Genomic DNA, 21,336 nt, shown 5'->3' on the forward strand with positions numbered 1-21,336 from the left:
CACAACTGGCTACGAGGTGAGGGGGCATTCTACTCGCTATGCAGGTTCGCATAAATCGACTCTGCGAGCTTTTTACTGATCCCCGGGGCTTTGGCGATCTCTTCGATGCTGGCACGAGTCAGCTCCTGCAATCCACCAAAATGTTTGAGCAAATCTCGACGGCGGGTAGGCCCGACACCGGCAACGCCTTCCAGCGTTGAGGTACGCCGGGTTTTGCCGCGACGTGCGCGGTGCCCGGTAATTGCAAAACGGTGCGCTTCGTCGCGGATCTGCTGGATCAGATGCAGCGCCGGCGAGTCGCCGCGCAGCGTGAACTCGTGCGCCGCATCATTCAGATACAGAGTTTCGAAACCAGCCTTGCGCGTTGCGCCTTTTGCAACGCCAAGCAAGATCAGATCCGGCACCGCCAATTCGTTGAGCACGTCACGCGCCATCGACAACTGACCTTTGCCGCCGTCTACCAGTAGAATGTCCGGCAGCTTGCCCTCGCCTTCCTTCAGCTTGCTGAAGCGTCGGGTCAAGGCCTGGTGCATGGCGGCGTAATCGTCGCCCGCTGTCACACCTTCGATGTTGTAGCGACGGTAATCGGATTTGATTGCGCCTTCCGGGCCGAACACCACGCATGATGCGACGGTTGCTTCGCCACTGGAGTGACTGATGTCGTAGCACTCCAGACGTTGCGGAGGCTCGTCCAGATTCAGCACTTCGGCCAATGCTTCGAAACGCGCAGCGGTGTGTTGGCGGTTGGCCAGACGCGCACTCAGTGCCTGTTCGGCGTTGGTGACCGCCAACTGTTGCCAGCGCGCTCGCGTGCCACGCACCCGGTGGCTAATGGCCAACTCACGACCGCGCAACTTGTGAATGGCTTCGATCAGCGTCGGGAAATCTTCGTGGACGACGTTGACGATCAACTCGCTAGGCAGATCGCGTTCCGGGCTGCTGATGAAATACTGCCCGAGAAACGCCGCCATGACCTCAGAGACATCTTCTTCAATCCCGACTTGCGGGAAGAAATTCTTGCTGCCGAGCACGCGCCCGCCACGGACACTGATCAGATGCACGCAGGCACCGCCCGGATTGACGAACGCAGCAATGACGTCGATATCGCCCGTACCGCCTTCCATGCTCTGCTGATCCTGAACCCGGCGCAGCAAGGCGATCTGATCGCGCAATTCGGCGGCGCGCTCGAATTCGAGGTTGATCGCTGCCTCCTCCATCGCCGTCGAGAGTTCATTGGTCAGCGCGTGGCTACGCCCTTCAAGGAACATCACCGAGTGACGCACGTCTTCGGCGTAGACCTCAGGCTCGACCAGGCCGACGCAGGGCGCTTTGCAGCGTTTGATCTGATATTGCAGGCACGGACGGGTGCGGTTCTTGTAATAGCTGTCTTCGCACTGACGGACGAAGAAAGTCTTTTGCAACAGGCTGAGACTTTCGCGAATCGCCCCGGCGCTCGGGTATGGCCCGAAGTATTTGCCTTTGGCCTTTTTCGCGCCGCGATGAATGCTCAGACGCGGAAACTGTCCGTCCGACAGGAATACGTAAGGATAGGATTTATCGTCGCGCAACAGAATGTTGTACGGCGGCCGCCATTCCTTGATCAGCGTCTGCTCGAGTAGCAGCGCCTCGGTTTCGTTGGCGGTGATGGTCGTTTCGACCTGAGCGATACGCCCGACCAGCGCAGCGGTTTTTGGCGCCAGCCCGGTCTTGCGGAAATAACTGGCCAAACGCTTCTTGAGGTTCTTGGCCTTGCCGACATAGAGCAGGCGCGCATCGCTGTCGAACATGCGATAAACGCCGGGGCGCCCACTGACGGTGGAGAGAAAGGCGCCGGAATCGAATACTTCAGTCATGGTCAGGCGCTGGCATCGACCATGCCGTGTCGGACTGCCAGAAGGGTCAACTCAACATCGCTGCTGATCGAGAGCTTCTCGAAAATACGGTAACGGTAGGTGTTCACGGTTTTTGGCGACAGGCACAACTTGTCGGAAATGATCTGCACTTTCTGACAACCAACAATCATCAACGCAATCTGGATTTCGCGCTCGGACAAGGCATCGAACGGCGAATCGTTGGTCGGCTGGAAAGACTTGATCGCCAACTGTTGAGCGATCTGCGGGCTGATGTAGCGCTGACCGGCAAAGACCAGGCGAATGGCCTGAACCATCTCCGGCAATCCCGCGCCCTTGGTCAGGTAACCGGCGGCACCTGCTTGCAGCAACCGTGTCGGAAAGGGATCTTCTTCGCACACAGTGACGGCAACCACCTTGATATCCGGATGACTGCGCAGCAGCTTGCGGGTGGCTTCAAGGCCGCCGATGCCGGGCATCTTGACGTCCATCAGCACCACGTCGGGCTTCAACTCACGCGCCTTGATCAGGGACTCTTCCCCGGACTCGGCCTGGCCGACCACTTGCAGGCCATCGATATCGGCCAGCATCCGTGTAATGCCTGTACGAACGAGATCATGGTCATCGACCACTAGCACCCTAATCAAGCAGACACCTCGCGATATGGTCTTATTGGGATGCCCGACACCTTAGCAAAAAGAGCCAGACAGACCTAGCGGAAAGCCGCATTTAAAAAGTTTCAATTCATCTTTGAGGTCTTGCCAGCCGTGGCTTTCAGAGCACAGGCGTGCTCAAATCGAGCTGCATGCGCAGGAAACACTCGTCCTTTCCATGAAGCTGTAGTCCTTTTCGCTGATACAAATTTTTTGCCGGATTGTTTTCGAATACCGTCAGCCGCAAAGCCGAACGCTTCTCATGGCGAGCCATCTCGATAACCTGATCAATTGCCCAGGATCCCGCGCCCTGCCCCTGAAACGCTTCAGCCAGCTGCAATTCGCGTATGTACAGTGCCCGCGCATCGCGGCTCAGGCTGAGAAACCCCAGCGCGATATCATTGCGGGTTACCAGCCAGTTTTCCCGGCCCATCCAGGCGACGTCAAAGGCTTCATCCTGCCACAGCAGCTCATGTTGAATGTAGTACGGCAACATGTTCCTGCAGGTGAGATCGCGGGCGAACGCCAAGTCCTCAGGCGTTGCACGACGCAACCGAAATCTCATCGTGGCAGATCCACTGCAACGACCCGCCCGCTCCATTCGCCATCACGACGCTGTGCGACTACCAGACAATCGCCCGCTCCTGCTGCCGAAGCCACAAGATCGCCAGTTTCTGACCAGATCGCACTGCGCCCCGCAGACTGCCAGCCGCCGGTGAGACCTCCGTGATTGGCCATCAATACGGCCATCGAATGGTGACGAGCATAGCCGTGCAGCAAAGCAGAGTCTGGCTCGTAGCCTTTCTCGCTGATCAATACACCCGCCGCGTACAGATTGGCACTCTGGTCAGCGGCAGCGGCCGCGTGGCTGGCGTGATTGAAATCAGCGCAAACCGCCAGCGCAACCTTATCGTCACCGATTCGCAGTGTTGCACCGCCAATGCCTGGAGCGAAAATACGCTCCTCGCCCGTGTGCAAATGTTGTTTGCTATAAACACCGAGCGAACCATTAGCCCCCAAGACCAACGCGCCAATCCATACCGCAGTTGGTTTATCCGCCCGGATCGGCATACCGACGACAGCGGTGATGCCCAGCGTTCGCGCCAGATCGCGTAACGGTTGAATGACCGCATCGTGCGGATCAATGGCCAACGCTGCTGCCGCCTCACCTTCATAACCGGTCAGCGACAACTCCGGAAAGACCAGCAACTCGACGCCCTGCTCCGCCGCCACTTCGATAAAGCACAAATGGCGTTGGATATTCGCCGCAAGATCCCCCGCAATGGAGATGGATTGGGCAGCAGCAATGGTCAGCGTCGACATGGTTCATCCTTGGGTTCAGGCAAAACGCTGAGTTTGTCACAACTGTTGCTACGCTCAAGCGATAGGCAAAATGTTCTTCACGCCATAGCATTTTCTGATTGCTGAGGCGCATCGGCCTCTAGTAAGCTCGGCGCATTCATTGGAGACAGACCATGTTCAACGCCCTTCCACAGCTTCGTGTCGTCAGCGCCCTGCGCTCGATGGCGGCTGCGTGGGCGAAAGACGTTTGCGCTCCGGTCAGCTTTTATTTTGGGTATTGGTTTAGCCACTAGCGCGCCTGATACCCAAACGGCGCCCATGTAAAACGGGTCGCCTACCAGAGATTTCTCAACCCCCGGTCGGCCTCCCGACCGGGGGTTTTGTTTTTTCTGGCCCCTGCTTTTTCAGCAACGCACCAGACACTTTTGAGGATTTACCCATGAACTACGCCACTTATTACCGTTACGACACTTTTACCGCCTGGCGATTTACCAGCCTCCGCTCGGGACAGCCTGCCGCCTCCGATCGGTCACCCACCGGTGGCAAACGCACACACGTAGCCAATACGGCCAATTGTCGAACACCCCAGTAGGGCCGAGCGAGCGGGAAGCACCCGCCGCCAGCCCAGGAATTGTGAATATGAACTCGTCCGTTTCTGCTCTGCCACTGTCCAGCCTCAACTCTGCCAACGAAGCGCTGACCCTACGTCTGCCCAGCTCGTTGCAACTCAAGCAGCAATTGCCCCTGAGCACTGCCTTGAGCCAGCAAGTCGCCACACACCGCCAGGCGGTAAGCGCCATTCTCAACGGTGAAGACCAACGTTTACTGGTCATCGTCGGCCCTTGCTCAATACATGATCCTCAGTCTGCCCTCGAATACGCCGGCAAACTCGCCCGTCTTGCCGATCAAGTCAGCGACGAAATGCTCCTGGTGATGCGCGCTTACGTGGAAAAACCCCGTACTACAGTGGGCTGGAAAGGTCTCGCTTATGATCCGCACCTCGATGGCAGCGATGACATGGCGGCAGGCCTGAGCCTGTCGCGCGAACTGATGCTGGAAATGATTCGCCTCGGTTTGCCAGTCGCTACCGAACTGCTGCAACCCATGGCCGCCGGTTACTTCGATGACCTGCTGAGTTGGGTCGCCATTGGCGCGCGCACCACCGAATCGCAGATCCATCGCGAAATGGCCAGCGGCCTGGGCATGCCGGTCGGCTTCAAAAACGGCACCGACGGTGGCGCCGCAGTGGCCGTTGACGCCATGCGCTCAGCCGCACACCCGCATCGGCATTTCGGTGTCGACAGCCAAGGGCATCCGGCAATCATTCAAACGCCGGGCAATCCAGATACCCACTTAGTACTGCGCGGCGGCCACAAGGGGCCGAACTACGACCGCAACAGCGTAACCGCCATCAATGCCGAACTGACCCGACTGAAAATCCCCGGCCGAATCATGGTCGATTGCAGTCACGCGAACAGCGGCAAGGATCCTTCGCGTCAGCCCGCTGTCTTCAATGACGTACTCGAACAGCGCCTGCAAGGTGACCGTTCACTGATTGGCATGATGATTGAGTCGCATCTTTTCGAAGGTTGCCAGCCGCTGAGTCCTACGATGCGCTACGGCGTATCCATCACCGATGGTTGCCTGGGTTTCAACGCGACGGAGCACATGCTTCTGGATGCTGCAAAGCGTTTGAGTGCTCAGCCGCGCACCTGATGACAACGCCCTCCGGGACTTTTCGCACCGGAGGGCAATCGTGTTACTCAACCCGTAGCAACGTTATCGCGGAAGCTTGACTGTCATCATCCGAACGCTCCACTGAATAGGCGATGCGCACTGTCGAGCCCTGATGCTCACGCCAGAACCGGTGGGGCACGATAAACACCAACGGCTGCCCCGCTGACTCGCGGGTAATCTCACGCTCATCGCGATGGTTGAAGTAATCACCATCACACTTGAGATAGACCAACTCTCCCTCCTGAGCTTGGGCATTGCCGATCACGACGGTGATGCCATCCGTTGAGTCCACCACATCAAGCACGTCGTCCTGAGCTTCGAGGACATCCGGCGCCTCGAGCAAACCACGAATCAAAGGTGCGATGACAAAGGTTGCGATGTCGGAATCTCGCGCCTCGCCAGTTTTCGGTTCAACCCGATAACGCGCTGTCACTTCGCCGCCAAGATGTCCCGCAATAAGATCAGCACCAATCCAGAAAGACAGCGTATTGCCTACCGCCAACGACTGCAGGGTCAATGCATCGTTAAACACCTCCGTCAGAACAGCGCCTTGCCAGGTCAACAACACTCTGTCGCCTTCGGCCATACGTGAATACGGTCGAAGGCTGATGCAGGTACCTTCGCTGAGTCGCTCAGGATCAAGGATTGCGCCAACCGCTTCTTCGACATAGGGCGCAAGCAACCTCGGGCGAACATCGCCGACGTCCAGTTGCAACCTGGCAGACGTGACCGGTTGCGCTTGTTTGGCACTGTAAAGCGTCCAGTAGATTTCCAGCGAGCCACCATCCAGCGCCGCGACATGCACGCCTTTTATGACGAATACGATTTCCTTGCCGACCTGTGCTTCGCTGACGAAGCGAGCGCTTTCATGTTGATAGGTGAACCCATCGATATCGAGCCCTTCCCAGCGCAACAGCACTTTATCGCCGCACGCCATGTTCGGGTAAGGCGGGATCCGGACGATGGCCCTCTTCAGGGACGGGTCAAGTACGGCTTGTGTCATCGAATCAAGATTAGGTGCGGGCAATGCAAGCACTGCCTCGGCATCCAGGGTATTGCCCGCTCGAAAGCAGAACTCCAGCGACGTTTCATCCGCTTTGAAACTCAGCGCGCCCTGTTTATCCAGTGCAACCCAGCGCTGCTGAAAAGTGCCGGGGCTCTGCGCTGACGCGACTGACAGATGTGCTTCATGCGTAGTCATGGGTGCCTCCATTCCTTGGATTAAACGCTGTCGTCAATGACCGCGTTGACTGCCCCTATTGAACGCGCTCAATCATTCAATGGATATCAGCCGAATGCCTTTAAGCACGGAGGCAAAGGCATCACGCAAAGTAGGCAAGCCGCAAAAAATACCAACACGCCGTCCGATAGACGTCCAAAGAATAGGAGCTGGATTTCAGCACTTTCCGAAGTTTCGTACAGCTTCTAGTCCAGATTCCAACGACAACCGAAGCTTATTCGTACTTCGCTAACGGAATGACTGTTTTAGAGTGGCACGCAGATTTCACCCAGAACCTCTGCGAAAAGGTAGTCAACATGCAACGGAATGCTACAACTCAGTACCCGATCCTGCTGGTACATGGCCTGTTCGGATTCGAGCGTATTGGCTCCTTCGAACTCTTCCACGACGTCAAGAAAGCACTTCAGGCTGTCGGCTGCCGAGTGTTTGTGCCGCATCTTTCAGCCACCCATGACAACGAAATGCGCGGTGAACAATTGTTGCAGCAAATCGACCGGGTGCTCAGGGGTACCGATTCGAGCAAAGTCAATCTGATCGGGCACAGTCAGGGCGCACTCGCCGCTCGATACGCTGCGGCGCTTGCCCCACACGCCGTCGCTTCCGTGACATCGGTGAGTGGCCCCAACCAGGGATCGGAATTGGCCGATGTGCTGCGTGAAGCACTGATTCCCGGACAACTGCCAGAAAAAATCGCGCAGACCGTCGTCACGTTATTTGCCGATTTTTTGTCGGTGCTCAGTGGCCGCATAGCCATGCCGCAGAATGCGATCGCTGCGCTTGGCGCCTTGACGACGCAAGGCGTTGGCCGCTTCAACGAAAAATACCCTCAGGGCCTGCCCGACAGTTGGGGCGGCCAAGGGCAAGAGTCGGTCAATGATGTTCATTACTATTCCTGGAGCGGCACGTTGCCGGATCACAGTCAGCCAACGCTCGATCCGGTGGAGCACATCTGCCGAAACCTGGCCAGATACTTCAAAAAAGACGCTGGCCAAAACGACGGGTTTGTCGGCCGCTTCAGTTCTCACCTGGGGAAAGTGATCCGTTCGGACTACCCGTTTGACCATCTGTCCATTCTGCGTAGCGCAAGCGCCTTGCGCGCAGTATCACCGGATCCGATCGAACTCTACGTGGCGCATGCCCGCCGCCTGCAGGCAGCTAACCTGTGATGTTGCCGCGTCACGCAAACGGAACTTTGCCGAGAAATCGCCCACTGAATCCGGTAGGCTCCGCACTTTACTGATATTGATTGGAGATTTTCCCCATGGCTAAAGCCACTGCCCGTCACATCCTTGTTGCCAGTGAAGACAAGTGCAACGAACTCAAAGCCCAGATCGAAGCCGGTGCTGATTTCGCCGAAGTGGCCAAGGCCAACTCCACCTGCCCTTCCAGCCGTCAGGGCGGCGACCTCGGTTCGTTCGGTCCTGGCCAGATGGTCAAGGAATTCGACACCGTAGTATTCAGCGCACCGGTCAACACCGTGCAAGGCCCGGTGAAAACCCAGTTCGGTTATCACCTGCTGGAAGTGACCAGCCGTCAGGACTGATCCTTCGCATTGAATGAAACATAACGGCCCGCCTTTTGGTGGGCCGTTGTGTTTCAGTTACACGATACGGCTGGCGAGCCGCGCGTTGCTCGCGTACAAATTACGCTTATCGATCACCCGGCTCTAAGGCTGACAATGCGACTGGCTTTCCCCACATTGATGTTCACTGCCGTGACGCTGCTGTTGAGCGCCGTAGGTGTGAGCGCGGCACCGCAACATGCATTGACTGTTTATGGCGAGCCGGCGAAGTATCCCGCCGGTTTCAGCCACTTCGACTACGCCAATCCGCAGGCGCCCAAGGGCGGAACGATGCGCCGCTCGGCGATTGAAATCGGCCACTTCGACCATGTCCTTCCTTATATAGACAAAGGCATCGGCGTCACCCAGATCGACGGCATGCTCTATTCGCCGCTGGCGCAGCGCTCGATGGATGAGCCTTACACCGTCTACGGCCTCGTCGCGCAAAAAATCGAGCGCGCTGACGATGGGTTGTCCTTGCGCTTTTTCATCAACCCCAAAGCGCGTTTCGCCGACGGTACGCCGATCACCGCCGAGGACGTGCGCTACACCTACGATTTGTTGATGACCCAAGGCAGCCTGCGCTATCGCACACAGTTCGCCGACGTCAAAGGCGTCGAAATCGAAGCGCCGCTGACGGTACGCTTCGATTTCAAGAGCAATGAAAACCGCACTCTGCCACTGGATATCGCCACCCTGCCGGTGTTTCCCGAGCATTGGTGGAAGACCCGTGACTTCGCTGGCGGTGGCGGCTATGAAGCGCCATTGGGCAGCGGCCCGTATCGCGTCGGCAAGGTCGACTCCGGACGCAGTATCACTTTTGAACGCAATGCCAACTGGTGGGGCAAGGATCTGCCGGTCAGCCGCGGCTTGTACAACTTCGATCACTTCAGCATCGAGTATTTCGGCGACACCGACGTCGCCCGTCAGGTGCTGCGCGGTGGCGCGTATGACTACAACCGCGAGTTCTCGGCCACCGGTTACTCGATCGGTTACGACAGCCCGGCATTGAGTGACGGGCGCCTGCAAAAGGCTCATTTGGCCACTGAGGCGCCACAATCGGCGCAAGGTTTCGTCTTCAACCTGCAAAAGCCGATGTTCCAGGATCGTCGCGTGCGTCAGGCATTGGCCATGCTCTGGGATTTCGAGTGGAGCAACCGGCAGATGATGCGCAACCTGTACATCCGCCAGCAAAGCTACTTTTCCAACACTGAGCTCGCCGCGTCAAAACTGCCCGATGCGCAGGAGCTGCAGATCCTTGAACCGCTGCGTGGCCAGGTGCCTGATGAAGTCTTCAGCCAAGTGTTCGAAGCGCCGAAAACCGACGGCAGCGGGATGATCCGCGATAAACAGCTGCAAGCCTTGCAGCTGCTGGAACAGGCTGGCTGGAAACCGGATGGCGATCAGTTGGTCAATGCCGAGGGCGAGCCACTGAGCTTCACGTTTCTGGTCAGCCAGAACGGCATGGATCGCTTGCTGCTGCCTTATAAACGCACGCTGAAACAAATCGGCATCGACCTCAATATCCGCCGCATCGATTCCTCGCAATACGTCAATCGCCTGATGAGCCGCGACTACGACATGATCGTCACCGGCTACCCGGTGAGCACTTCCCCCGGCGGCGAGCTGCTCAACTATTTCGGCTCGGCCTCGGCCAACGATCCCGGTGCCAACAATTACATGGTGCTGAAAAATCCGGCCGTCGATACGCTGATCAACGGCCTGATCCGCGCCTCGACGCAATCCGACATGCTGCATTACGCCCACGCACTGGATCGGGTGCTGCAATGGAATTACTACTGGATTCCCAACTATTACCCGCCTGGCACCTCGACGGTCTGGTGGAACCGCTTCGGCATGCCGGCGGTGCAAGCGAGCAATGACGAAGCGATCGAGAGTTGGTGGGAAATCAGCAGCACACCGCTGACCAACCAACAGATGACGGCCGAGAAAATCGGTCGTGGCAAACCCGGAGGGCCGCACTGATGTGGGGTTACATACTGCGGCGTCTGCTGCTGATCATTCCGACACTGGTGATCATTCTGCTGGTCAATTTCGTGATCATTCAGGCCGCGCCCGGTGGCCCGGTGGAACAGGCCATCGCTCACTTGCAAGGTATCGGCGGCGGCAATGTCGGTGGTGGTGCCAGTGAAGCCATTAACAGTACATCGCGCGCCAGTCGCGGCCTCGACCCGCAACTGATCAAGGACATCGAAAAACAGTATGGCTTCGACAAACCCGCGCATGTACGGCTGTGGCTGATGCTAAAGAATTACGCGCAACTGGACTTCGGCAAGAGCTTCTTTCGCGGCGCCACGGTGACCGACCTCATCCTCGAAAAAATGCCGGTAACCATTTCCCTAGGGCTCTGGGCGACGCTGATCACCTATCTGGTATCGATTCCGCTGGGCATCCGCAAAGCCGTGCACCACGGCAGTCATTTCGATATCTGGAGCAGTACTGCAATCATCATTGGTTACGCGATGCCGGCGTTCCTCTTTGCGATGTTCCTGATCGTGGTGTTTGCCGGCGGCACTTCGCTGAACTGGTTCCCGGTGCGCGGTCTGGTCTCGGACAACTTCGAATCGCTGTCGACACTCGGCAAGATCACTGACTACTTCTGGCATCTTGTGCTGCCAGTGACGGCGCTGGTGATCGGCGGATTCGCCACGCTGACGATTCTGACCAAAAACTCGTTCCTCAACGAAATTACTCGCCAGTACGTGGTGACTGCCCGGGCCAAAGGCTTGAGCGAGCGACGCGTGCTCTATGGGCATGTATTTCGTAACGCGATGCTGCTGGTGGTGTCAGGCATTCCTCAAGCGTTCATCAGCGTGTTCTTTGCCGGTTCGTTGTTGATCGAAGTGATCTTCTCCCTCGACGGGCTGGGGCGCATGAGCTACGAAGCGGCAGTCTCTCGTGACTATCCGGTGGTATTCGGTTCGCTGTTCATCTTCACCCTGTTTGGCCTCCTGATTAAACTGATTGGCGACCTCTGCTACACGCTGGTGGATCCGCGCATCGACTTCGCAGCGAGGAACGCGTGATGCTCAAGTTTTCGCCGTTGGGCCGTCGCCGCTTCGAGCGTTTCAAGAGAAACCGTCGGGGCTGGTGGTCGTTGTGGTTGTTTATCTGTCTGTTTGCGTTGACGTTGGGCGGCGAGTTGATCGCCAACGACAAACCGCTGATGGTCAGCTATCAGGGTGAATGGTATTTCCCGGTATTCAAGCGTCACACCGAGCAGGAGTTCGGCGGGCAACTACCGTTTCAGGCCGATTATCGTAGCGAGTATGTGCAGAATCTGATCCGCAAGGACGGTGGCTGGCTGCTGTTCCCGCCGATTCCGTTCAGCGATGACACGCCCAATTACGACCTCAACAAACCGGCGCCGAGCCCACCAACAACGGTGAACTGGCTGGGCACCGACGATCAGGCGCGGGACGTACTGGCCCGAGTGATTTTCGGCGCCCGCGTGTCGATTCTGTTTGCGTTGATGCTGACGTTTGTCAGTGCGCTGATCGGCATTGCGGCCGGTGCGCTGCAAGGCTATTACGGCGGCTGGGTCGACTTGATCGGGCAACGCCTGCTGGAAGTCTGGTCGGGGTTGCCGGTGCTGTATCTGCTGATCATCCTCTCCGGTTTCGTTGAGCCGAATTTCTGGTGGCTGCTGGGGATCATGGCGCTGTTTTCGTGGTTGGCGCTGGTCGATGTAGTGCGCGCCGAGTTCCTGCGTGGGCGCAATCTGGAATACGTCAAAGCCGCACGGGCCTTGGGGCTGACTGATCGCAAAGTGATTGTCCGGCACATCCTGCCCAACGCGATGAACGCCACGTTGAGCTATCTGCCGTTTATTCTGACCGGTGCAATTTCTACCCTGACCGCGCTGGATTTTCTCGGTTTTGGCATGCCCGCCGGCAGCGCCTCGCTGGGTGAATTGATCGGTCAGGGCAAACAGAATCTGCAGGCGCCATGGTTAGGTTTGACGGCGTTTTTCACCTTGGCACTGATTCTGTCGTTGCTGGTGTTTATCGGCGAAGCGTTGCGAGACGCCTTTGACCCACGCTCTTGAAGCAGAGATTGACGATGACTGACAACCTGATCGAAATCCGCGACCTCAGCGTCGCCTTCAATGACCAGACCGTGGTGCGCAACCTGTGTCTGGACATCCGCCCCGGCGAGTGCCTGGCGCTGGTCGGCGAGTCGGGTTCGGGCAAATCGGTGACCGCGCATTCGATCCTGCAATTGCTCCCCGAGTGTGATGCCCGCACTACCGGCAGCATTCGTTATCGCGACCAGGAACTGGTCGGCGCTGACCCCAAGGTCATGCGTGAACTGCGCGGCAATCGCATTGCGATGATTTTCCAAGAGCCGATGACTTCGCTCAATCCACTGCACAGCATTGAAAAACAGATCGGCGAAACCCTGTTGCTGCACCGTGGCCTCGGCGGCAAAGCGGCGCAGTCGCGCATTCTGGAATTGCTGCAACTGGTTGGCATCAAAAAGCCTGAAGAACGCCTCAAGGCTTATCCGCATCAATTGTCTGGCGGGCAACGGCAGCGGGTGATGATCGCCATGGCGCTGGCGTGCGAACCAGAATTGCTGATCGCCGACGAGCCGACGACGGCGCTGGACGTGACGGTGCAGCGCAAGATCCTGCTGCTGCTCAAATCCCTGCAACAACGCCTCGGCATGTCGCTGCTGCTGATCAGCCACGATCTGAATCTGGTGCGCAGCATCGCCCAGCGGGTTTGCGTGATGAAGGCCGGGGAAATTGTCGAGCAGGCGCCGTGCGAGATTTTGTTTACCGAACCGAAGCATCCGTACAGCTGCGTCTTGCTCAACGCCGAGCCCGAGGGCGAAGCGCTGCCCCGCGATGAGCGCGAGAACGTGCTGGAAGTCGAGGATCTGCGGGTCGATTTTGCCTTGGGCGGCGGTCTGTTTCAGCGCAAGCAGTATTTGCGCGCAGTGGACGGTATCAGCCTGACCATTCAGCGTGGCAAAACCTTGGGAATCGTCGGCGAGTCCGGTTCGGGCAAATCAACGCTGGGTCAGGCGATTCTGCGTTTGCTCGACTCCGAAGGCAGCATCCGTTTTCAGGGCGAAGCGCTCGACGGGCTCAACCAGAAGCAACTGCGGCCATGGCGTCGGCAGATGCAGGTGGTGTTCCAGGACCCGTTCGGCAGCCTCAGCCCGCGCATGTCCGTGGCGCAGATCATCAGCGAAGGTCTGGAGGTGCATTGCGAATCCACCGCCGATGAATGCGATGCGCAAGTGATCCGTGTGCTCAAGGAAGTCGGTCTCGACCCGGAAAGTCGCCATCGTTACCCTCATGAGTTTTCCGGCGGACAGCGTCAGCGTATTGCCATCGCGCGGGCGCTGGTGCTGAAACCGGCGCTGATTTTGCTGGATGAGCCCACCTCTGCGCTGGATCGAACCGTGCAGAAACAAGTGGTCGCCCTCCTCCGCGATTTGCAGGAAAAGCACGGTTTGACCTATTTGTTCATCAGCCATGATCTGGCGGTGGTGCGCGCCTTGGCGCACGACATGATCGTGATCAAGGACGGCAAAGTGGTCGAGCGCGGCGCCAGTCATGATGTGTTTGATTCGCCGCAGCATCCGTATACCAAAGAGCTGTTGGCGGCGGCGCATCCGGGGTAGGCATTTCTCTGTTAGACCGCATCGCGGCATTCGCGAGCAAGCCCGCTCCCACATTCGCAATGCATTCCCCCTGTGGGAGCGGGCTTGCTCGCGAAAGGGCCGCCACTGGCAATACACAATCAGGATCAGCTCTCAGATGAACACCACCGAAAGCCTCAAGGACTACCAACGCGTGCGCACGCTGGCGATCCGCTCGTTGTTCGAGATCATCGAGCAGTCCAGCGAAGGCACGGTGATCGTTGATCGTGATGCCAATATCGTCTGGATGAATGAGCGTTACGCGCGCCGATTTGGCCTCGACTCCGCTGAAGGCGCCATCGGCAAGCCCTGCGAAAGCGTGATCCCCGGCAGCCTGCTGCGTGAAGTGGTGCGCACCGGGCGGCCGATCCTGCTCGATATGCAAGACACGCCAAAAGAACCGCTGGTCGTTATGCGCCTGCCGATCCATGACGATGCCGGCACAGTCATTGGCGCCATCGGTTTCGCCCTGTTCGACGAGTTGCGCACGCTATCGCCGATGCTCAAGCGCTACCTGAGCATGCAGGAAGAATTGGCCTCGACCCGTTCACTGCTGCGCGCACGGCAGACCAAATACAACTTCGCCCATTTCATCGGTACCAGCGCCGCCAGCCTTGAAGTCAAACGCCGCGCACGTCGCAGCGCCAGTGCCGAGTCGCCGGTGTTACTGCTCGGTGAAACCGGCACCGGCAAAGAGTTGTTGGCGCAGGCGATTCACAGTGCTTCGCCGCGTGCGCACAAGGCATTCGTCAGCATCAACAGCGCGGCGATTCCTGAAGCGCTGCTGGAAGCGGAATTCTTCGGCACAGCGCCGGGCGCGTTCACCGGCGCCGACCGCAAGGGCCGCACCGGCAAATTGCAAATCGCCCAGGGCGGCACGTTGTTTCTTGACGAGATCGGCGACATGCCGCTGCCGCTGCAAAGCAAACTGCTGCGGGTTTTGCAGGAAAAGGAGTTTGAGCCGGTGGGCTCGAACGAGGTGATTCAAAGCGATGTGAGAGTGATCGCTGCTACTTCGACCGATTTGCAAGCGGCGATCAAACGCGGCGAGTTCCGTGCCGATTTGTATTACCGCCTCAATGTGCTGCCGATTCAAGTGCCGCCGTTGCGTGAGCGTCTTGATGATTTGCCGGCGCTCAGTGAGGCGATTCTGGAGGAACTGCGCAGTCAGCATGAGCTGCACCGCGATGCGCTGGATCTGCTTGGGCAGCATGCCTGGCCGGGGAATATTCGCGAGTTGCGTAATGTGCTTGAGCGCGCGGCGTTGCTCAGTGATGACTTGATGCTGACGGAGAGTGACATTCGTGCAGCAATCGGGCCGCTGAGCCCAGTTGAGCGTGTGTCGATACACACACTTGAAACACCAAGTGAGGAGACGTTCGCTCAAGCGCGGGAGCGGTTTGATCGGCAATTGATTGAGGCCGCCCTTACGCAATGTGCGGGGAAAGTGCCGGAGGCGGCGGCTCGGCTCGGGCTTGGGCGGTCGACGTTGTATAAGAAAATGGTGGCGCTGGGGATTGCATAGTCTCATTTAAGAGATATTTATCTCCCTAACAAGAAAAGATCAAAAGCTTCGTGAGCAAGCCCACTCCCACAGGGGAACGCATTCCAAAGGTGGGAGTGGGCTTGCTCACGAAGAGGCCCTCACAGACAGCGACCATCTCAAAAAAGAGACAACACTTCATAATCTCGCGCCAATTACTACGACAAACCCATATATATCAATAACTTAAACACCTGGCACAAATCTGGCTATATCCTCTCCCACACCGCACCACCCACAAAAATAACAACTCCGGAGAGACACACCATGAGTGTGATCATTGCCTTGGCAGCCCTCGCGCTGCTGATGCTCGCCGCTTACCGTGGCTACAGCGTTATCCTTTTTGCCCCGATCGCCGCGCTCGGCGCCGTCCTGCTCACCGACCCTTCCGCCGTCGCCCCTGCGTTCACCGGGGTGTTCATGGAGAAAATGGTCGGGTTCATCAAACTCTACTTCCCTGTATTTCTGCTCGGCGCCGTGTTCGGCAAGCTGATCGAACTGTCCGGTTTCTCACGTTCGATCGTCGCCGCCGCGATCAAACTCCTCGGCACCAAACAGGCGATGCTGGTCATCGTACTGGTCTGCGCCCTGCTCACTTACGGCGGCGTTTCGCTGTTCGTGGTGGTGTTTGCCGTTTACCCGTTTGCGGCGGAGATGTTCCGCCAGAGCAATATTCCCAAACGGCTGATTCCGGCGACCATCGCCCTCGGCGCGTTTTCCTTCACCATGGACGCCCTGCCCGGCACCCCGCAAATCCAGAACATCATCCCCAGCACCTTCTTCAACACCACCGCGTGGGCCGCGCCCTGGCTGGGTCTGATCGGCACAATCTTCGTGTTTTGCGCCGGCATGCTGTTTCTGCAGCGTCAGCGTAACAAGGCGCAACGGGCCGGCGAAGGTTACGGCACCGAACTGCGTAACGAACCGGAGACTGCTGAGGATCTGAAGCTGCCTAATCCGTGGATCGCGCTGTCGCCGCTGCTCGCGGTGGGCATCATGAACCTGCTGTTCACCCAATGGATTCCGCAGTGGTACGGCAAGACTCACAGCCTCGCGTTGCCGGGGATGGCCACGCCGGTCACCACCGAAATCGCCAAATTGACGGCGATCTGGGCGGTTCAGGCGGCATTGTTGGTGGGCATTCTGATGGTGCTCGCCTTCGGCTTTAAAGCGATTCGCAGCAAACTTGCCGAAGGCAGCAAAAGTGCGGTCAGCGGTGCGTTACTGGCGGCGATGAACACTGCTTCGGAATACGGCTTTGGTGCGGTGATCGCGTCCTTGCCTGGTTTTCTGGTGCTGGCGGACTGGCTCAAAGGCATTCCCAATCCGCTGGTCAATGAAGCGATTACCGTGACCCTGCTGGCCGGCATCACCGGCTCCGCCTCGGGCGGCATGAGCATTGCGCTGGCGGCCATGTCCGAGCAATTTATCGCAGCGGCGCATGCGGCGAATATCCCGCTGGAAGTGCTGCACCGGGTGGCCGCGATGGCCAGTGGTGGCATGGACACCCTGCCGCACAACGGCGCGGTAATCACGCTGCTTGCGGTCACCGGCCTGACCCACCGTGAAGCCTATAAAGACATTTTCTGTATTACGCTGATCAAGACCCTAGCGGTTTTCGTAGTGATCGGCACTTTCTACGCCACTGGCATTGTGTGAGGTATTCATGGCCACTCTTACGGGCAAGACCGCACTGGTTACAGGTTCCACCAGCGGCATCGGTCTGGGCATCGCGCTGAGCCTGGCCAAGGCCGGCGCCAATCTGATTCTCAACGGTTTCGGTGATGCCTCCGCCGTGATTGCCGAAGTCGGCCAGTTCGGCGGCAAGGTCGGCCATCACCCCGCCGATGTCAGCGACCCGGCGCAGATCGCCGACATGATCGCCTACGCCGAGCGCGAGTTCGGTGGCGTGGACATTCTGGTCAACAATGCCGGCATCCAGCATGTCGCGGCGGTAGAAGAGTTTCCGGTGGAGCGCTGGGATTCAATCATTGCGATCAATCTGTCGTCGGTATTTCACAGCACTCGCCTGAGTTTGCCGGGTATGCGCGCCAAAGGTTGGGGACGGATCATCAACATTGCGTCCGTGCACGGCCAGGTCGGCTCGACCGGCAAAGCGGCGTATGTTGCGGCCAAGCATGGCGTGATTGGTTTGACTAAAGTGGTCGGCCTGGAAACCGCGACCAGCAATGTAACCTGCAATGCGATTTGCCCCGGCTGGGTGTTGACGCCGCTGGTGCAGAAGCAGATTGATGATCGAGCGGCCAAGGGTGTTGAACCGCAGCAAGCACAGCACGATTTGCTGGCTGAGAAACAGCCGTCACTGGAGTTTGTGACGCCGCAGCATCTGGGTGAGTTGGTGCTTTTTTTGTGCAGTGAGGCAGGCAGCCAGGTGCGTGGGGCGGCATGGAATATTGATGGTGGTTGGCTAGCGCAGTGACCTGCTCTTGTGGGAGCGGGCTTGCTCGCGAATGCGGTGTGTCAGCCAGCGATGATGGTGACTGACACGACGCATTCGCGAGCAAGCCCGCTCCCACAAGGGATGTGTGTGAATTTGTAGATGAATACAACAAGAGGCAATCCATGTCCGACATCCTCTGGCAACCCGACGCTACCCGTATCGCCCAATCGCGGATGGACACCTTCCGCCGCTCGATCAATCAGCGTCATGGCTTGAACCTTGACAGCTACGCCGACCTGCACCAATGGAGCGTCGAGCAGCGCCCTGAATTCTGGCAAGCCATCGTTGATTTCTTCGATATTCGCTTCCATACGCAACCTGATGCGGTGCTGCGTGAAGGCTTAAAAATGCCCGACGCTGAATGGTTTCCGGGCGCTACATTGAATTTCGCCGAACACCTGCTGCGCCGTCGCGACGATGCCGTCGCTGTTGTTGCGGTGGCTGAAAATGGCCAGCGTGAACAACTGACCTGGGCCGAACTCGCGCAACAGGTCGCCGGATTTCAAGCCAGCCTGCAAGCCGCCGGGGTCGTCAGCGGCGATCGTGTTGCCGCATGTATGCCCAACACCTGGCAGACGCTGGTGGCGATGCTGGCCACCACCAGTCTCGGTGCCATCTGGTCGTGCTCGTCGCCCGATTTCGGTACCCATGGAGTGATTGATCGTTTTGGGCAGATTGAACCGAAAGTGTTGATCACCTGCGCGGGCTACCGATATGCCGGTAACGACATCGACCAGACCTCCAAACTCAATGAAATCCTCGAACAGTTGCCGACGTTGCAACAGTTGATTGTCGTACCGTACGCGCGGCCCCATGCCCGCGCCGAGGATTACCACACGCTGGCAAACATCACGCTATGGGATGAGTTTTACGTGACTGGCGGCGAGCCGTTTTTTATATCGGTGCCTTTCGCCCATCCGCTCTACGTGTTGTATTCCAGCGGCACCACCGGTGTGCCGAAATGCATCATCCACGGTACCGGCGGAGTTTTGCTGCAACACGTTAAAGAACATGGCCTGCACGTCGATCTAGGTTCCGGCGACCGATTGTTCTATTACACGACGTGCGGCTGGATGATGTGGAACTGGCTGGTGTCCGCGCTGGCCGTCGGCAGCGCAGTGGTGTTGTACGACGGTTCACCGTTTCAGCCCGACAACGAACGCTTGCTGGATCTGATCGACGATGAACGCATCAGCGTTTTCGGCACCAGTCCGAAATTCCTCGCCGCGCTCGAAAGCAACGGTGTAAAACCCCGCGAAAGCCACGATTTGAGCAGCCTGAAAACGTTGCTCTGCACTGGCTCGGCACTGGCGCCACGCAGTTACGACTTCGTCTACCGCGACGTCAAACCCGACGTGTGCCTGAGTTCCATGTCCGGGGGTACCGACATTGTTTCGTGCTTCGTCAACGGCAATCCAATGTCGCCCGTACGCCGTGGCGAAATGATGGGCAAGAGCCTCGGTATGGCGGTCGAGGTCTGGAACGACGCGGGCCAAGCGGTCATCGGTGAGAAAGGTGAGCTGGTGTGTGCCCGCCATTTCCCGGCGATGCCCATTGGCCTTTGGAATGATCCGGATGACGAGAAACTGCGGCAATCCTATTTCAATCTGTTTCCCGGGACGTGGGCGCAGGGAGATTACGCTGAAGAATTGCCCCACGGGGCGATGTTGATCCACGGCCGCTCGGACGCCGTGCTCAATCCGGGTGGCGTGCGCATCGGCACCGCCGAAATTTACCGTCAGGTTGAGAAAATCCCGCAAGTACTCGACAGTGTGGCCATCGGTCAGCAATGGCAGGACGACGTGCGCGTCGTGCTGTTCGTGCACCTGAAGGACGGCATTGAACTGGATGAAACCCTGCAACAGCAGATTCGCCAGGTCATTCGTGCCAACACCACGCCACGGCATGTGCCGGCGAAAATCGTCGAGGTCAGCGATATTCCTCGCACCATCAGCGGCAAAGTCGTGGAACTGGCCGTTAGAAACGTCGTTCACGGCGATACCGTCAAAAACACTGATGCTCTGGCTAATCCGCAGGCACTTGAGCAATATCGCGATCGCCCGGAGCTCAAAGACTAAGCCAGCAGGCACCGATAGCGCGGATCACTTCGCGGTATCGGTGCAGGCATTCTTGTCGCAGCTTTTATCGCAGCGCTTATCGAGTGTTCAGCTCTATCCAGACCTCGCCCACGATGGGCTTATTCGCACTGGCGGCAACGGCATTAACAATTGTCTCAAGATTTCGCGCAAACATTGGCTCATTAACCGTGAGCTGGTGCAGTAATGCCGTTGTCACGGCAAAGGTGTCAGCATTTTCCAGCGCGCGCGAAGCGCTGTGATAGCGAACAGTCGAGTCCGCGGACGACTCCGCCAGATAACCTGCGGCGAGGTTCAGCAGTGGCGCAACGTTCAGACCTTTGCGCCCTTGTAATGAAACAGTGGCAGGCGCCACCTCGGATCTGCCGGTACTGGCACGGAACATCTCATGAACAAGGTCGTCTGCGACTTCTCCAACTTTGAAACCTGCAGAACTGAAACGGCTGTTGAGTTCGGCGCAATTAATGCTCAGAAACTGATGGTGTGCCTTTTGCCCTACGGCTGCCCTCCTCCAATCTGCGTAGACCGAGGTGTCGACTTGAACAACCTGGACTTTGTCTTTTAACGGGTCGAGGAAGAAGTTACTGATCGACCAGCCAGCAATGACAATCCTGATGGTTCTCAGGAAGGCCATGAGCTTGTCTCGCATTTCTGGCGTCGATCCAAAAAACAAGCCCATTACGACATCGGTTTTTATAATCGACTCCGGTTTGGACAATATCTCGATCGCTGAAGAAATTTCCTGTCGACCATTGGCATAGCCTGTCTGACTACGTCACGGGTGTAACTGTCCGGCAGACTTTTATTCGCGAGTGGCAGGGCCGTCTGTGGCGTTCCCGTGAAGTCGAGCATTTTTCTGCCCCATGGCCTACCGCTTCGACTGACCGCATACCAACTGTTATTCCTGTTGACGCTGCACACCTCAACATATTCAGCGATGCTGCCACGAGGGCGCCACTTGCCTTTGCTGATGGTTGGCAAATTACTGCACACTTCAAACCAGCTATAACGCTTTTACGCTCTGCTTCATCCGCGTAGACGCATGAAACATAACCACCCACGCGATCAGCAAAGTCGATTCTTGCTTTCATATCCAGAACACTCCACTCGATCATTAATTAAGCCGAGATGGATACTATCCAGAAACGAAAACACAGAAACCGGAGAACCATAAAATCTTAGTTCACTTCTGTTGATAACCAACAGTCATTACGAAT

The 21,336-nt window shown here is 57.7% G+C and carries 17 protein-coding genes; 11 read left to right on the forward strand and 6 right to left on the reverse strand.

The window, feature by feature from the left end; genetic code table 11:
• Nucleotides 1–29 precede the first annotated feature (29 nt).
• The 4 genes from uvrC to GVL50_RS07815 form a co-directional block, all read right to left on the reverse strand.
• The gene (uvrC, locus tag GVL50_RS07800) at nucleotides 30–1,853 is read right to left on the reverse strand and encodes an excinuclease ABC subunit UvrC (RefSeq protein WP_053120410.1); all 1,824 of its coding nucleotides are present in this window, start codon (nucleotides 1,851–1,853) and stop codon (nucleotides 30–32) included.
• Nucleotides 1,854–1,855: 2 nt separating this feature from the next.
• Nucleotides 1,856–2,497, reverse strand: coding sequence for a UvrY/SirA/GacA family response regulator transcription factor (gene uvrY, locus GVL50_RS07805; protein ID WP_024012761.1), 642 nt, complete (start codon nucleotides 2,495–2,497; stop codon nucleotides 1,856–1,858).
• A gap of 127 nt (nucleotides 2,498–2,624) precedes the next feature.
• Nucleotides 2,625–3,068 (reverse strand): N-acetyltransferase, encoded by a 444-nt coding sequence (locus GVL50_RS07810; RefSeq protein WP_159812371.1) that lies wholly within the window; start codon nucleotides 3,066–3,068, stop codon nucleotides 2,625–2,627.
• Complete coding sequence (locus GVL50_RS07815) at nucleotides 3,065–3,826, reverse strand: carbon-nitrogen hydrolase family protein (RefSeq protein WP_159812372.1); 762 nt, start codon at nucleotides 3,824–3,826, stop codon at nucleotides 3,065–3,067. The genes GVL50_RS07810 and GVL50_RS07815 overlap by 4 nt, the downstream gene beginning before the upstream one ends.
• A 618-nt stretch (nucleotides 3,827–4,444) precedes the next feature.
• On the opposite strand from GVL50_RS07815, the gene GVL50_RS07820 reads away from it, so the two are divergent.
• Nucleotides 4,445–5,521, forward strand: coding sequence for a 3-deoxy-7-phosphoheptulonate synthase (locus tag GVL50_RS07820; protein ID WP_159812373.1), 1,077 nt, complete (start codon nucleotides 4,445–4,447; stop codon nucleotides 5,519–5,521).
• Nucleotides 5,522–5,564: 43 nt separating this feature from the next.
• On the opposite strand, the gene GVL50_RS07825 is transcribed toward GVL50_RS07820, so the two are convergent.
• The gene (locus GVL50_RS07825) at nucleotides 5,565–6,743 is read right to left on the reverse strand and encodes a hypothetical protein (protein ID WP_256671836.1); all 1,179 of its coding nucleotides are present in this window, start codon (nucleotides 6,741–6,743) and stop codon (nucleotides 5,565–5,567) included.
• A 335-nt stretch (nucleotides 6,744–7,078) separates the two neighbouring features.
• Between GVL50_RS07825 and GVL50_RS07830 the strand changes: the two genes are divergently transcribed.
• The 10 genes from GVL50_RS07830 (at nucleotide 7,079) to GVL50_RS07875 (ending at nucleotide 20,101) form a co-directional block, all read left to right on the forward strand.
• Nucleotides 7,079–7,948, forward strand: coding sequence for an alpha/beta fold hydrolase (locus tag GVL50_RS07830; protein ID WP_159812374.1), 870 nt, complete (start codon nucleotides 7,079–7,081; stop codon nucleotides 7,946–7,948).
• Between the two features lie 95 nt (nucleotides 7,949–8,043).
• Entirely contained in the window at nucleotides 8,044–8,325 is a 282-nt protein-coding gene (locus GVL50_RS07835) for a peptidylprolyl isomerase (protein ID WP_053120421.1), read from the forward strand.
• A gap of 135 nt (nucleotides 8,326–8,460) precedes the next feature.
• The gene (locus GVL50_RS07840; protein WP_159812375.1) at nucleotides 8,461–10,329 is read left to right on the forward strand and encodes an extracellular solute-binding protein; all 1,869 of its coding nucleotides are present in this window, start codon (nucleotides 8,461–8,463) and stop codon (nucleotides 10,327–10,329) included.
• Nucleotides 10,329–11,390: a microcin C ABC transporter permease YejB gene (locus GVL50_RS07845; protein WP_159812376.1), complete on the forward strand. Its 1,062-nt coding sequence runs from the start codon at nucleotides 10,329–10,331 to the stop codon at nucleotides 11,388–11,390. The genes GVL50_RS07840 and GVL50_RS07845 overlap by 1 nt, the downstream gene beginning before the upstream one ends.
• Nucleotides 11,390–12,412: an ABC transporter permease gene (locus tag GVL50_RS07850; protein WP_159812377.1), complete on the forward strand. Its 1,023-nt coding sequence runs from the start codon at nucleotides 11,390–11,392 to the stop codon at nucleotides 12,410–12,412. Before GVL50_RS07845 ends, GVL50_RS07850 begins: the two co-directional genes overlap by 1 nt.
• A gap of 14 nt (nucleotides 12,413–12,426) precedes the next feature.
• A complete protein-coding gene (locus GVL50_RS07855) occupies nucleotides 12,427–14,001 on the forward strand; it encodes an ABC transporter ATP-binding protein (protein ID WP_159812378.1) in 1,575 nt (524 codons plus the stop codon).
• 136 nt (nucleotides 14,002–14,137) lie between these two features.
• Entirely contained in the window at nucleotides 14,138–15,544 is a 1,407-nt protein-coding gene (locus GVL50_RS07860) for a sigma-54-dependent Fis family transcriptional regulator (protein ID WP_159812379.1), read from the forward strand.
• A 285-nt stretch (nucleotides 15,545–15,829) separates the two neighbouring features.
• Nucleotides 15,830–17,221 (forward strand): GntP family permease, encoded by a 1,392-nt coding sequence (locus tag GVL50_RS07865; RefSeq protein WP_053120493.1) that lies wholly within the window; start codon nucleotides 15,830–15,832, stop codon nucleotides 17,219–17,221.
• A 7-nt stretch (nucleotides 17,222–17,228) separates the two neighbouring features.
• Entirely contained in the window at nucleotides 17,229–18,002 is a 774-nt protein-coding gene (gene hbdH / locus GVL50_RS07870) for a 3-hydroxybutyrate dehydrogenase (RefSeq protein ID WP_159812380.1), read from the forward strand.
• A gap of 143 nt (nucleotides 18,003–18,145) precedes the next feature.
• Nucleotides 18,146–20,101 carry an acetoacetate--CoA ligase gene (locus tag GVL50_RS07875; RefSeq protein ID WP_159812381.1) on the forward strand — a complete coding sequence of 652 codons (1,956 nt, stop codon included), beginning with the start codon at nucleotides 18,146–18,148 and terminating at the stop codon, nucleotides 20,099–20,101.
• A 76-nt stretch (nucleotides 20,102–20,177) separates the two neighbouring features.
• Here GVL50_RS07875 and GVL50_RS07880 read toward each other — a convergent pair whose 3' ends face one another.
• Nucleotides 20,178–20,837: a hypothetical protein gene (locus tag GVL50_RS07880; protein WP_159812382.1), complete on the reverse strand. Its 660-nt coding sequence runs from the start codon at nucleotides 20,835–20,837 to the stop codon at nucleotides 20,178–20,180.
• Nucleotides 20,838–21,336 lie beyond the last annotated feature (499 nt).

The organism is Pseudomonas sp. 18058, assembly GCF_902706155.1.
Taxonomy (GTDB): domain Bacteria; phylum Pseudomonadota; class Gammaproteobacteria; order Pseudomonadales; family Pseudomonadaceae; genus Aquipseudomonas; species Aquipseudomonas rustica.

Excerpts from the sequence above, each read along its gene's own strand:
- uvrC (WP_053120410.1), bottom strand. The coding sequence starts at position 1,853 with ATGACTGAAGTATTCGATTCCGGCGCCTTTCTCTCCACCGTCAGTGGG.
- GVL50_RS07810 (WP_159812371.1), bottom strand. The coding sequence starts at position 3,068 with ATGAGATTTCGGTTGCGTCGTGCAACGCCTGAGGACTTGGCGTTCGCC.
- GVL50_RS07815 (WP_159812372.1), bottom strand. The coding sequence starts at position 3,826 with ATGTCGACGCTGACCATTGCTGCTGCCCAATCCATCTCCATTGCGGGG.
- GVL50_RS07820 (WP_159812373.1), top strand. The coding sequence starts at position 4,445 with ATGAACTCGTCCGTTTCTGCTCTGCCACTGTCCAGCCTCAACTCTGCC.
- GVL50_RS07825 (WP_256671836.1), bottom strand. The coding sequence starts at position 6,743 with ATGACTACGCATGAAGCACATCTGTCAGTCGCGTCAGCGCAGAGCCCC.
- GVL50_RS07830 (WP_159812374.1), top strand. The coding sequence starts at position 7,079 with ATGCAACGGAATGCTACAACTCAGTACCCGATCCTGCTGGTACATGGC.
- GVL50_RS07835 (WP_053120421.1), top strand. The coding sequence starts at position 8,044 with ATGGCTAAAGCCACTGCCCGTCACATCCTTGTTGCCAGTGAAGACAAG.
- GVL50_RS07840 (WP_159812375.1), top strand. The coding sequence starts at position 8,461 with ATGCGACTGGCTTTCCCCACATTGATGTTCACTGCCGTGACGCTGCTG.
- GVL50_RS07845 (WP_159812376.1), top strand. The coding sequence starts at position 10,329 with ATGTGGGGTTACATACTGCGGCGTCTGCTGCTGATCATTCCGACACTG.
- GVL50_RS07850 (WP_159812377.1), top strand. The coding sequence starts at position 11,390 with ATGCTCAAGTTTTCGCCGTTGGGCCGTCGCCGCTTCGAGCGTTTCAAG.
- GVL50_RS07855 (WP_159812378.1), top strand. The coding sequence starts at position 12,427 with ATGACTGACAACCTGATCGAAATCCGCGACCTCAGCGTCGCCTTCAAT.
- GVL50_RS07860 (WP_159812379.1), top strand. The coding sequence starts at position 14,138 with ATGAACACCACCGAAAGCCTCAAGGACTACCAACGCGTGCGCACGCTG.
- GVL50_RS07865 (WP_053120493.1), top strand. The coding sequence starts at position 15,830 with ATGAGTGTGATCATTGCCTTGGCAGCCCTCGCGCTGCTGATGCTCGCC.
- hbdH (WP_159812380.1), top strand. The coding sequence starts at position 17,229 with ATGGCCACTCTTACGGGCAAGACCGCACTGGTTACAGGTTCCACCAGC.
- GVL50_RS07875 (WP_159812381.1), top strand. The coding sequence starts at position 18,146 with ATGTCCGACATCCTCTGGCAACCCGACGCTACCCGTATCGCCCAATCG.